Origin of the sequence: Streptomyces chromofuscus (assembly GCF_015160875.1) — a bacterium.
Classification (GTDB): domain Bacteria; phylum Actinomycetota; class Actinomycetes; order Streptomycetales; family Streptomycetaceae; genus Streptomyces; species Streptomyces chromofuscus.
Genome location: NZ_CP063374.1, coordinates 3900643 through 3912864, shown reverse-complemented (window position 1 = coordinate 3912864; position 12222 = coordinate 3900643). Strand labels below are relative to the sequence as shown.

The window sequence follows — 12222 nt, the reverse complement described above, 5'->3', positions numbered from 1 at the left end:
GCCGCCCGCAGCGCGCCGTGCGGACTGCTGACGCCGTGGCGGGCCGGCCGGGCGGGCTGATGCCTTGGCGGCGCGGCCCGGCGTACTGACGCCCCAGCGACGCCGCGCCGACACGGTGACACCACGACGGCGCGGCTGGGGGCACGCTGACCCCGAGGAGACGCCGCTCGGCCACGCCGTCCTCACGCCACGCCCCGGCCACCTCACCTCTCCTCACGAGGCACCGGGGTACGCCCTCGCGCCGCCACGCCTCTCCTCACCAGGCACCGGGGGTACGCCCTCCCGCCACCATGCCCCAGCCACCCGTCTCACGAGGCACCCGGTGTACGCCCTTCCGCCGCCAGGCCCAGACCGCCCGTCTCACCAGGCACCCGGTGTACGCCCTTCCGCCGCCAGGCCCAGCCCGCCCGTTCAGGCACGCTCAGCGTGTCCGCCCCAGCACCACCGGCCCGGGCAGGCCCGCCTTCCGCCCAGGCACGCCTTCCAGGCACCCTCACCCCGCCACCCGGGCGCGGCCCCCCGGACCCTTCCCGACGGAAGGCCCCGACCCCCATCCGGAGCCCCACACCGAGCCCACCCCCCCATCCCGCGCCGCCCACTCCCTGTTCCCGCCGCCCCGCCCCCTCCCCATCCCGAACCACCCCCTCCCTCGGAGAAACGCACAACACCCCACCCCCCACCCCTTCGGCATCCCCCACAAACCCGCCCGGCCCGCTCCCGTTAGGCTGACCCCGTGAAGGTCCTCGTCATCGGTACCGGCGCCCGCGAACACGCCCTGTGCCGCTCCCTGTCCCTCGACCCCGCCGTCACCGCGCTCCACTGCGCCCCCGGCAACGCCGGCATCGCCGAGGTCGCCGAGCTGCACACCGTCGACGCCCTGGACGGCGCGGCCGTGTCCGAGCTGGCCGCTCGGCTCGGTGTCGACCTGGTCGTCGTGGGCCCGGAGGCCCCGCTGGTCGCGGGCGTCGCGGACGCCGTGCGCGAGGCGGGCATCGCCGTGTTCGGCCCGTCCAAGGAGGCCGCGTTGCTGGAGGGGTCCAAGGCCTTCGCGAAGGACGTCATGGCCGCGGCCGGCGTCCCGACCGCCCGCTCGTACGTCTGCACGACGGAAGCCGAGGTCGACGAGGCGCTCGACGCCTTCGGCCCGCCCTACGTCGTCAAGGACGACGGCCTCGCCGCGGGCAAGGGCGTCGTCGTCACCGCCGACCTCGGCGCCGCGAAGGCGCACGCCCGCGCCTGCGAGCGCGTCGTCATCGAGGAGTACCTCGACGGCCCGGAGGTCTCCCTCTTCGCCGTGACCGACGGCGAGACCGTCCTCCCGCTCCAGCCCGCCCAGGACTTCAAGCGCGCCCTCGACGACGACGAGGGCCCGAACACCGGCGGCATGGGCGCGTACTCCCCGCTGCCCTGGGCCGACCCGAAGCTGGTGGACGAGGTCCTGCACAGCGTCCTCCAGCCGACCGTCGACGAGCTGCGCCGCCGCGGCACCCCCTTCTCCGGCCTTCTCTACGCAGGCCTGGCGATCACCGGCCGGGGCGTGCGGGTGATCGAGTTCAACGCACGTTTCGGTGACCCGGAGACCCAGGTGGTCCTGGCCCGTCTGAAGACCCCCCTCGCCGGCATCCTGATGGCCGCCGCCACCGGCAACCTCGCCAGTCTGGAACCCCTCCGCTGGAGCGACGACGCGGCCGTCACCGTCGTCGTCGCCTCGCACAACTACCCCGGCACCCCCCGCACGGGTGACCCCATCACCGGCCTTGACGCGGTGGCCGTGCAGGACGCCCCGCACGCGTACGTCCTGCACGCCGGGACGAAGCGCGACGGCGACGCCGTGGTCAGCGCGGGCGGCCGGGTGCTGTCCGTCACCGCGACGGGCGGCGATCTCACCGAGGCCCGCGAACGGGCGTATCGCGCCGTCTCCCGCATCCGCCTGGACGGCTCCCAGCACCGTACGGACATCGCGGCGAAGGCGGCGACGGGCGCGTAGCCCGGAACGGGCCGGACCCGTCCGACCCCCGCGATCAGCCGCCTGAGCAGGTACTTCACAGGCCCCGGACTCCCCTCGGATCCGGGGCCTGATCCTTGCCCTCCGTCATCCACCTCTCCCCAAGGCCATTCCATCGAGTGACCGATGTCCTATCCGGCTGACGAGGGCCGGGGCCCCAACTAGGGTGCGGCGCAAGCGTTCCGGCACTTGGCCCACCGGCATTGCGATGTCAGTGGTGGGTGCCACAGTGGGGGAGTGAGCAACACCAGGACAGCCAAGGACAGCCAGGACGGGAGGGGGTGAGTTCCGGACGTGACCGCTATGGGTGTGGAGACGGGAGCGCAGAGCGCGCGTGCCCGGGCGCTGGCCGTGCTGCGGGTCCGCAGCCGGGCGCTGGCCGTCGCCGTGCTGCCCGCGGCCCTCGCCGTGGTGCTGCTGGCGGGCGGTTCCGCCGGCCACCTCGCCGGCCGTGGCTGGGACGTCGCCCGCTGGGCGGTGAGCGCCGTCGCGCTCCTCGTGCTGCTCGCCGCGGCCGGCTTCGCCCTGGTCCTCACCCGCGCCCGCCCCGCCGTGAGCCCGACGGTCCCGATCGCCGAGGAAGCGGCCCCCGACCTGTACCGCCTGGTGCGTGACCTCGCCGACCGCCTCGACGTCCCCGCACCCTCCGCCATAGCGCTCACCCCTGACTGCGACAGCTGGCTGGAGGACCGCACTCATCCGGCCCACGGCCCCCCACCCGCGTCGGAGGAACCGGACGAGACGGCGGGTCCGGCACGACGGCACGTCCATCGCCGTACGACATCCAGTCCGGTCCTCGTCATCGGCTCCCCGTTCCTGTGGTGGATGCGCGTGGGCGAACTGCGGGCGGTCCTCGCCCCGGTCGTCGCCGGTACGGGACCCTCGGCGCACCCCGACATAGCCGCAGCCCGGCGCTTCGTGCGGGGCCTGGACGCGGCGGTGGCCGTGGCCTCGGCACCGGGCCGCCGCCCCGTCGTTCGTACGGTCTACGCGGGCGTCGGCCGGCTGGCCCGCCTGCTGCTGCGCGGCTGCCGGGCGCACGCGGCCGAGATGGAACGCGGGGTCGCCACCGCGGCGGCCGAGCGTGCACAGGCTGTGGATTACGGGCTGCGGATCGTCGCGCAGGAACAGGTCGGGCTGGCGTACGCCGGCTGGGACCGACTGCTGACCCGGGTCGCGCTGCCCGCCTGGCGGATGGGCCGCTGGCCGTCCCGGCTGGACGCGGGCGTCGTCGCGGCCCTGACCGAACTGTCCCGGCGGGACCGCCTGGCCGAGGGCTTCACCTCCCGCCTCGGCGAGCGTCCCGCCTGCGACCTGCTCGACGAGCCCGGCCTGGTCGACGAGGCCACCTCCCTGCTCGCCGCCCGCCTCTTCCACGGAGGGCCGGCCGAGTCCGGCCCCGACTGGTCGCCGGTGAACTGGCAGGAGTATCCGGACGAGGTGGTCGACCGCAAGTGGCGCAGCGACGCCGCCCGCCTCCACCGCGTCCTGGACACCCTCGGCGTCCGCCGCACGACCCGTGACGCCGACCACGGCCCGACCTTGGCCCGCGTCCTGGACCACCTCACGGAACCGTCCACGACCCCCGAACCCGGCCACGACACCGAGACCGGAGGCAGGCACCCGGCAGCGGACACGGGCACGGCCCGCGACACGGCGCTCCCCGTGGGCACAGTCCCGGACCCGGGCACGGCCCCAACCGCAGACGCGGGCACAGACCCTCGCACGGACACAGCACCGGACAAGGGGGAGGCCGCAGATCCGAGCAAGCCCGGAGGCGCCGCCCCGGACCTGAACACCGCCCCGGACTCGAACACGGCCGAAGGCCCCGCCCGGGCCCCGGGCACGGCGGAGTTCCGTGCGGCCCGAGGTACCACCCCGGACCTGGGCACTGCGGACCGGAACACAGCCCACGGCGCCGCCCCGGACGGGGGCCCCATTCCAGCCCGGGACACGGCCCGGGAGAGGGTGCGAAGCATCACCCCGGACTCAGCCACGGCCCCGCCCACAGACACCACCCCGGACAGCGGCACGCCGGCAGCCCCCGGCACAGGGCCGAACACCACCCCACCCCGGGCCACCTATCCGGACACGGCCGCAATCCCCACCAACGGCTCGGCCTCCCATGCCCCCGGCACCGACCCCGGCACCGAGTTCGACGTCGACCTCGACGCGGAAGAGGCCGCACCCTCCGACCCCCGCAGCGCCGCCCTGGCCGCAGGCCTCAGCGCGGAACTCGCCCGCGAGGAGGCAACCGGCGCCCCACCCCGAGCGGCCGCGCCCACCCCCGCCCCCGACGCCCTCTGGGACGACGGAGCCCTGCCCCTGTTTCCCCTCCAGCCCGCGCGCACCCCCCGCGAACTCCTCGCCGACCACGTCACCGCGATGATCTGCTGCGCCGCGATGGACACGGCCGGGGCCACCCCCGGCCTGGACTGGCTCGACGGCCCGTCCCTCCTGGTCAAGGGCGAACGCGCCACCGACCTGACGCCCAGGGTCCTCAGCCTCATAGAGGACGGTGATCCGGCTCCGCTCAGGGCCTGGCTGGCCGAGGTCGGCATACGCCCGGAGAAGCCCGTACGACTCGTCTGAGCCGGGAAGGCCGCCCGGCCACCGCGGCGAGTCACCCGCACCGCCCGGCACCCGGAACCCTCCGGCCACTCCACAGCCCGACCCGGACTCCCCTCAGGCCGCCTCGCCCACCGCCCGGCCCGACATCGGCACCCGGCTCTCAGCGCCCAACCCCGGCGCCCGCCCTCAAGCCGGAGCCCATTCTTCCGCTTTCGGTCAATTCACAACGAACCGTGACGGAGTCCGTGCAGAATGTGATGTGCTGGGTGTTGAACGCGCACATGGCAATCGCACACGACATAAGACAGTCGTACGAACGCCGCAATGCCCATCACCTCCGGCACGCTCACCACAGACAGCCACACCCGCACCATCGCCGAACGCCACACCGGCAACCACATCCGAACACCACCGCCGAAGAACAACCGCACCACCACAACAGAACGGCGCCGAGGGAGGGGAAGCGACCATGGGGCCGGAGCAGATTCGCCGCTGGGAGTCAGGAGCACTGGCACACGCCGTGACGGATCCTTTCGGCCAGGGCCCGCTTCCCTGGCTGCGCGGCAGCGAGACGTACTTCGACGACACCGGCCAGGTGGTCCCTTGGTACGTGGACCCGGCCCTCGGCGCCCAGCAGCCCTCCGGCACCGCCACCGGCCGAGGCCGTGTCCCCGCGCCCCGCTCCGGCGGCCCCCGCGCGGCCGACGACGTGCGCCGCCAGATCAAGGGCTTCGTCTCCACCGGCGCGGTCGCCCCCGGCGAGGCCCTCGACTTCCACGTGACCGTCGACCCGCCCCAGGAATTCGCCGTCGACATCTACCGCATCGGCCACTACAACGGCGACGGCGCCGCCAAGATCACCACCAGCCCGCGCCTCTCCGGCATCGTCCAGCCTCCCCCGCTCACCGCCGACCGCACGGTCTCCTGCCACCACTGGTGGCTGTCCTGGCGCCTGCAGATCCCGTCGTTCTGGAACGTCGGTGCGTACGTGGCCGTCCTCACCACCGCCGACGGCCACCGCTCCCACGTGCCGTTCACGGTCCGCGACGACCACCCGGCCGACCTGCTGCTGTTGCTGCCGGACATCACCTGGCAGGCGTACAACCTCTATCCCGAGGACGGCCGCACCGGGGCGAGCCTCTACCACGCCTGGGACGAGAACGGCCGCCTGCTCGGCGAGGCCGACGCGGCGACGACCGTCTCCTTCGACCGGCCGTACGCCGGCGCCGGCCTGCCGCTGCACGTGGGCCACGCCTACGACTTCATCCGCTGGGCCGAGCGCTACGGCTACGACCTCGCCTACGCCGACGCGAGCGACCTGCACGCCGGCCGCGTCGACCCCACCCGCTACCGGGGCCTGGTTTTCCCGGGCCACGACGAGTACTGGTCGGCGAACATGCGCCGCACGGCGGAGCTGGCCCGCGAGCACGGCACGTCCCTGGTCTTCCTGTCCTCCAACACCATGTACTGGCAGGTGGAGTTGGGGCCGTCCCCGTCCGGGACCCCGCACCGCCTCCTCACCTGCCGCAAGCGCAAGGGCCCGGGCAGGCCGGTGCTGTGGCGGGAGATCGACCGCCCGGAGCAGCAGCTGATCGGCATCCAGTACGCCGGCCGGGTCCCCGAGCCGCACCCGCTGATCGTCCGCAACGCCGGCCACTGGCTGTGGGAGGCGACCGGCGCGCACGAGGGCGACGAGATCGAGGGCATGGTCGCCGGCGAGGCCGACCGGTACTTCCCACGCACCCCGCTCCCCGACCACGACGAGCGCATCCTGCTGGCCCACTCGCCGTACACCGACGGCGAGGGCGTCGCCCGCCACCAGGAGACGTCCCTCTACCGGGCCCCGTCCGGCGCCCTGGTCTTCGCGTCCGGAACGTTCGCCTGGTCCCCGGCCCTGGACCGCCCCGGCCACGTGGACCCGCGTATCCAGCGCGCCACCGGCAATCTCCTGGACCGCATCTGCAAACGCGACTGATCGCCACGGTCCGGAGCACGACCGCTCCCCACGACGCCACGACCCGCTGTCCGCACCCGTCCCGGCATACGGGAGAATCGACCCACTTGGACAGAACCACGGGGAGGAACCGTGTCCGGATTCGTCGAAAAGCCCGAGCCGACCGAGGTTCCGGGCCTGGTGCATCTGCACACCGGCAAGGTGCGCGAGCTGTACCGGAACGAGGCGGGGGACCTCGTCATGGTCGCCAGTGACCGCATCTCCGCCTACGACTGGGTGCTGCCGACCGAGATCCCCGACAAGGGCCGCGTCCTCACGCAGCTCTCCCTGTGGTGGTTCGACCAGCTCGCCGACCTGGTCCCCAGCCACGTCCTGAGCACGGACCTGCCCGAGAACGCCCCCGCCGACTGGGCGGGCCGCACCCTGGTCTGCAAGTCGCTGCACATGGTCCCCGTGGAGTGCGTCGCCCGCGGCTACCTCACCGGCTCCGGCCTGGCCGAGTACGACGAGTCCCGCACGGTCTGCGGCCTCGCCCTCCCCGAAGGCCTCGTCGACGGCTCCGAGCTGCCCGCCCCCATCTTCACCCCGGCCACCAAGGCCGAGGTCGGCGAGCACGACGAGAACGTCTCCTACGAGGAGGTCGCCCGGCAGGTCGGCGCCGACACCGCGGCCCGGCTGCGCCAGTCCACCCTCGCCGTCTACTCCCGCGCCCGCGACATCGCCCGCGACCGGGGGATCATCCTGGCGGACACGAAGTTCGAGTTCGGCTTCGACGGCGACGCCCTGGTCCTCGCCGACGAGGTCCTCACCCCCGACTCCTCCCGCTTCTGGCCGGTCGACCGGTGGCAGCCGGGTCGCGCGCAGCCGTCGTACGACAAGCAGTACGTCCGCGACTGGCTGACCTCGGCCGAGTCCGGCTGGGACCGCAGGAGCGAGCAGCCCCCGCCCGCGCTGCCGCCGCACGTCGTGGAGGCCACCCGCGCCAAGTACGTGGAGGCCTACGAGCGTCTGACCGGCACCAGCTGGTCGTAGCGGAACGGAAAAGCCCCCCGGCCGGAACCGGGGGGCTGATGCGGAGCGGACGACGAGGCTCGAACTCGCGACCTCAACCTTGGCAAGGTTGCGCTCTACCAACTGAGCTACGTCCGCATGCGCCGTGGCGCGACAGCAACTATACCCAACCTCGCTCCCGAGCGAGACGCACAGCCGCATGCCGGTTCTCCACCCCGAGTTTCGACACGGCCGACGACAGGTAGTTCCGCACGGTCCCCTGGGACAGCGCGGCCCGCTCGGCGATCTCGGCGACGGGCGCCCCGTCCGCGGCCAGCTCCAGCACCTCCGCCTCCCGCGCGGTGAGCGGCGAGTCCCCGGCGGAGATCGCGTCGGCGGCCAACTCCGGGTCGACGTAACGGTTACCGGCGTGAACGGTCCGGATGATCTCGGCGAGCCGCTGCGCGCTGACCGTCTTCGGCACGAACCCGCGCACACCCGCCGCCAGCGCCCGCTTCAGATGCCCCGGCCGGCCGTGGCTGGTGACGATCAGCACCCGGCAGCCGGGCAGTTCGGCCCGCAGAGATGTGGCGACCTTCACACCGTCGGCGCCGGGCATCTGGAGATCCAGCACGGCCACCTCGGGCTCGTGGGCCCGCGCCATCGCCAGTGCCTCCGGCCCGCTCGCCGCCTCGGCGACCACCACCAGGTCGTCCTCCAGCGACAACAGGGCGGCCAGCGCACCCCGGATCAGATGCTCGTCGTCGGCGAGCAGCACACGCACCGTCACGACGCCACCGCCTGCACAGGAGATGTCAACGGCACCTCGGCCATCAGGCGGAACAGCCCGCGCCCGGCGGGCCCGGCCTCCAACGTCCCCTCGACCGCGGCCAACCGCTCCCGCAGCCCCGCGAGACCGGAGCCACCGCCCCCTTCGCCGACGGCCGTCACCCCGTCGTTCTCCACCGTCAGCACCACATGACCCTTGAGCATCCGCAGTCCCACAACGCACCGTTCGGCATTTCCGTGCCGCAGCACATTGGTGGTCGCCTCGCGCACCACCCACCCCAGCGCCGACTGCACCTCGTCCGGCAGTCCCGCGGCGGCTTGCTCCCCGGACACCTCGCAGGCGATCCCGGCCGCCGTCAGCACGCCCTGCGCACCGGCGAGTTCGACCCCGAGGTCGGCCTCCCGGTAGCCCCGGACGACATCGCGCACCTCGCGCTGCGACTCCTGGGCGATGCGCTGTACCTCGATCATCTGGTCCACCGCCTCGGCCCGCCCCCGCCGCGCCAACTGCACGGCCAGCTCGCTCTTCAGCGCGATCACGGCGAGGTTGCGCCCCATCACGTCGTGCAGGTCCCGCCCGAACCGCAGCCGTTCCTCGGCGACGGCGAGCCGGGCCCGCGTCTCGCGGGCGGCGTCGAGTTCGTAGACGGCGTTGAGCAGCCAGACGGAGAAGACGGAGGTGAAGGCGAAGAAGCCGGTGCCGAACAGCGTCGCCAGCGCGGTGACCAGCGCCTGCAAGGCGGGGCCGCCCAGCGCGAGGACCACCAGTCCGGTACCCGCCGAGATGCCGAGCACGAGGCCCAGCACCCGGCGCCGGTCGCGGATGCCGAGCGCGATCGCGCTGACGCCGAAGGCCAGCAGACCACCGGTCGTCGTGCCCAGCGTGGTGGCGGCGTCCTCCTCCGGGGAGCCGTGGTCGACGACCAGGAGCACGACGGCGACGGACACCGCGCTGGCGATCCCCAGGCCCCACACCAGCCGCAGGGGCTGGGGACGCAGGCCGCGCGTCCAGTCCAGCGCCCGGGATCCGACGAGCGAGCAGAATGCCGCGTGCGCGCACACCATCAGGAACAGCTGTACCGCGAGCGGCAGCGGCACCGCGCCGAAGAGCGGCAGACCGAACAGCCCGACCTCGATCAGCGGGAAGAAGTGGAACGACCACCGCGTGTACGTCTCCACCTTCGCCGGCGTGCTCTTCCTCCGCCACCATCTGCCCGGCCCGGACACCCGACCGCCACCCCCTCCGTCAACGCCGCGGCTCCCAGCGGAACCAGCGCTGTACAGCAAACACGGCGACGGCAGTCCAGACCAGCGCGACCGCCACGGCCCCCAGCGCCTCGGACGCCGGCAGCTCCCCGGTCCACGCCCCGCGCACCAGCGTGATGACCGGCGTCAGCGGCAGCAGCTCGCACACCGCGGCGAGCCGGTCGGGCAGCAGTTCCAGCGGGATGGCCACACCCGAGCCGAGCATGGACACGAACAACAGCGGCAGGCTGGTCACCTGGGCGCTCTCCGCGGTCCTGGTGAACGTGGCGGTGACCGCCGCCAGCGCCCCGCACAGCACGAGCCCCAACAGCACGCCCACGACGGCGAGATGAGGTGCGGGCGGCGCACCGAGGTCGAGCAGCACGGTGCCCCCCGCCGCCATCAGCACGCACTGCACAAGCCCGATCGCCGACGCCGGCAACGCCGCCGCGACCAGGATCTCCCGGTCGCGCAGCTCCCCGGTGCGCAGCCGCTTGAGGACGAGTTCCTCGCGGCGCACGACATAGGCGCTGGTCAGGGCCGCGTACACGGCGAAGAGCAGGGAGAAGCCGATGGCGGCGGGCAGGATCACCGTGCCGACCGTGAGCCCGGCGTCCGCCAGGTCCATCCCGTCGATCGCGGACCGCACGCTGAGCGGCAGCAGCAGGGGCACCGCCACCGCCGTGACGAGCGTCGCCCGGCTGCGCCCCAGCAGCGTCAACTCGGCCCGGGCCAGCGCGGTCATCCGGCCCGCCACAGTGGTGCCGCTCACGCCGCCACCTCTTCCTTCTCCGCGGCGACGGCCGAGGCCCGCCCGGCGATCCGCAGGAACGCCTCCTCCAGCGAGGCGGACCGCACGTCCAGCCCGCGCAGTTCGACACCTGCCTCCCGGGCCCACACCAGCAGTTCGGTGGCGGTCCGCTGCACCTCGTGCGTCCGCAGCCGTACGACCCGACCGTCCGTCTCGTGACCGACGACCCCGAGCTCTCCGAGGGACGGCAGATCGCCGAGGAAGTAGCTGTCGGGCAGTTCGAAGGAGATCCGGGCCGGCTGGGACGCGGTCACCTCGGCGGGCGTCCCGGCCGCCGCGATCCGCCCTTCGTGCAGGATGGCCAGCCGGTCGGCCAGCCCTTCGGCCTCCTCCAGGTAGTGCGTGGTCAGCAGCACCGTCGTCCCGGTGTCCCGCAGCCGCCGGACCAGTTCCCAGGTGTCGCGCCGCCCTTCGGCGTCCAGCCCGGTCGTCGGCTCGTCCAGGAACAGCACCTCGGGCTTGCCGAGCAGTGCGAGCGCCAGGTCCAGCCGCCGCCGTTCACCGCCGGACAGCTGCTTCACCCGTACGCCGGACCGCCGGCCCAGCCCCACCAGTTCCAGCGCCTCCTCCACGGGCCGCGCCCCGCTCGTGCAGCCCGCCCACATCCGTACGGTCTCCCCGACGGTCAGCTCCGACGGAAAGCCGCCCTCCTGCAACATCACCCCGGTGCGCGGCCGTACGGCGGCCCGCTCGGTGTAGGGGTCGTGCCCCAGCACCCGCACCCGTCCCCCGGCCGGCGCGGCGAGGCCCTCCAGCAGCTCGACGGTCGATGTCTTGCCCGCCCCGTTGGTGCCGAGCAGCGCGAAGACCTCGGCATGTTTCACGTGGAACGTGATCCCCCGCACCGCCTCGAACCCGCCCCCGTACACACGCCTCAGGTCAGTGACCTCAATCACGTGTTCGTGTTCGTTCGTCTCCATGGCTTCAGCATCCCGGCGGCGAACAGCGGGGAGCAGTGCGCGCTGTCATCACTGCACATGACAAATGTCAGAAGCCCGGCGCAGGCGCGCAGGTTCGGCGCATGGGCGAAAGTCGACCGGCTGTCCACACATCGACCGCGCACATATGCCGAAGGCCCCGGTCATTGACCGGGGCCTTCGAGGAGAGAGCGGACGACGAGGCTCGAACTCGCGACCTCAACCTTGGCAAGGTTGCGCTCTACCAACTGAGCTACGTCCGCATTGCCTCCGACCGGCTTTCACCGATCGGTGCGAGCACCAGCCTACCTGATCCACAAGAGTGGTCGGTACGGCGATGCAGAGCGGGTGACAGGAATCGCACACTGCGCCTTCCCCCTGGAAGGGGGATGTTCTACTACTGAACTACACCCGCATGTACTCCGTGAGCTGGGCTTTTCCGCCCCGCCCTTCGGCGTGCTCCAGACTCTAGCTGATCACCTGGGGTGCTGTGCAAGTCGGTTGCTCCGAGGGCCGGCTGAACGCCCGTCGGCCCCGGCTCACGGAGTCGGGTGCGGCGACCGGCTCACTGGGCCGCGGCGAACGCCTCGTAGACCTTCTTGGGGATGCGGCCCCGCGCGGGGACGTCCATCTTGTTGGCCTGCGCCCAGGCCCGCACGGCCGCCGGGTCGGGGGCGACCTCCGTCTGCCGGTAGGCCTTGCCCGACTTCGACCGCTTGCGGCCGGCCTCCACGTAGGGCGCGAGCGCCTTACGCAGTTTCTTGGCATTGGCTGGATTCAGGTCGATCTCGTACGACTTGCCGTCGAGTCCGAAGGCGATCGTTTCCGCCGCTTCCGAGCCGTCGATGTCGTCAAAGAGAGTGACCACGACCTTCTGCGCCACGAATATCGGTCCCTTCGTACGGCACGTCTATCCAGCTCAGCTGCGACGACATGCCGA

At 72.9% G+C, this 12222-nt stretch carries 9 protein-coding genes and 3 tRNA genes; 4 read left to right on the top strand and 8 right to left on the bottom strand.

Annotation, left to right across the window (positions count from 1 at the left end):
* Positions 1–733: 733 nt before the first annotated feature.
* From purD to IPT68_RS17600, 4 genes are all read left to right on the top strand, one after another.
* Positions 734–1987 carry a phosphoribosylamine--glycine ligase gene (gene purD, locus IPT68_RS17615; RefSeq protein ID WP_189696110.1) on the top strand — a complete coding sequence of 418 codons (1254 nt, stop codon included), beginning with the start codon at positions 734–736 and terminating at the stop codon, positions 1985–1987.
* 321 nt (positions 1988–2308) lie between these two features.
* A complete protein-coding gene (locus tag IPT68_RS17610; RefSeq protein WP_189696211.1) occupies positions 2309–4597 on the top strand; it encodes a hypothetical protein in 2289 nt (762 codons plus the stop codon).
* Between the two features lie 448 nt (positions 4598–5045).
* Positions 5046–6551 carry a N,N-dimethylformamidase beta subunit family domain-containing protein gene (locus IPT68_RS17605; RefSeq protein WP_189696111.1) on the top strand — a complete coding sequence of 502 codons (1506 nt, stop codon included), beginning with the start codon at positions 5046–5048 and terminating at the stop codon, positions 6549–6551.
* 111 nt (positions 6552–6662) lie between these two features.
* Positions 6663–7562, top strand: coding sequence for a phosphoribosylaminoimidazolesuccinocarboxamide synthase (locus IPT68_RS17600; protein WP_189696112.1), 900 nt, complete (start codon positions 6663–6665; stop codon positions 7560–7562).
* A 44-nt stretch (positions 7563–7606) separates the two neighbouring features.
* On the opposite strand, the gene IPT68_RS17595 is transcribed toward IPT68_RS17600, so the two are convergent.
* The 8 genes from IPT68_RS17595 to IPT68_RS17560 all read right to left on the bottom strand — a co-directional run bounded on the left by IPT68_RS17595 (position 7607) and on the right by IPT68_RS17560 (position 12165).
* Positions 7607–7679 (bottom strand) — tRNA-Gly (locus IPT68_RS17595).
* Positions 7680–7701: 22 nt separating this feature from the next.
* The gene (locus IPT68_RS17590) at positions 7702–8310 is read right to left on the bottom strand and encodes a response regulator transcription factor (RefSeq protein ID WP_189696113.1); all 609 of its coding nucleotides are present in this window, start codon (positions 8308–8310) and stop codon (positions 7702–7704) included.
* Positions 8307–9536 carry a sensor histidine kinase gene (locus IPT68_RS17585; RefSeq protein WP_189696114.1) on the bottom strand — a complete coding sequence of 410 codons (1230 nt, stop codon included), beginning with the start codon at positions 9534–9536 and terminating at the stop codon, positions 8307–8309. Before IPT68_RS17585 ends, IPT68_RS17590 begins: the two co-directional genes overlap by 4 nt.
* Positions 9537–9555: 19 nt before the next feature.
* Complete coding sequence (locus IPT68_RS17580; RefSeq protein WP_189696212.1) at positions 9556–10299, bottom strand: ABC transporter permease; 744 nt, start codon at positions 10297–10299, stop codon at positions 9556–9558.
* 23 nt (positions 10300–10322) lie between these two features.
* On the bottom strand, positions 10323–11285 hold the full coding sequence (locus IPT68_RS17575; protein ID WP_189696115.1) for an ABC transporter ATP-binding protein: 963 nt from the start codon (positions 11283–11285) through the stop codon (positions 10323–10325).
* Positions 11286–11472: 187 nt separating this feature from the next.
* Positions 11473–11545 (bottom strand) — tRNA-Gly (locus IPT68_RS17570).
* 80 nt (positions 11546–11625) lie between these two features.
* Positions 11626–11697, bottom strand: a tRNA-Gly gene (locus IPT68_RS17565).
* A gap of 150 nt (positions 11698–11847) precedes the next feature.
* Positions 11848–12165, bottom strand: coding sequence for a histone-like nucleoid-structuring protein Lsr2 (locus tag IPT68_RS17560; protein WP_189696116.1), 318 nt, complete (start codon positions 12163–12165; stop codon positions 11848–11850).
* Between the last annotated feature and the right edge of the window lie 57 nt (positions 12166–12222).

Excerpts from the sequence above, each read along its gene's own strand:
- IPT68_RS17580 (WP_189696212.1), bottom strand. The coding sequence starts at position 10,299 with ATGACCGCGCTGGCCCGGGCCGAGTTGACGCTGCTGGGGCGCAGCCGG.
- IPT68_RS17575 (WP_189696115.1), bottom strand. The coding sequence starts at position 11,285 with ATGGAGACGAACGAACACGAACACGTGATTGAGGTCACTGACCTGAGG.
- IPT68_RS17605 (WP_189696111.1), top strand. The coding sequence starts at position 5,046 with ATGGGGCCGGAGCAGATTCGCCGCTGGGAGTCAGGAGCACTGGCACAC.
- IPT68_RS17610 (WP_189696211.1), top strand. The coding sequence starts at position 2,309 with ATGGGTGTGGAGACGGGAGCGCAGAGCGCGCGTGCCCGGGCGCTGGCC.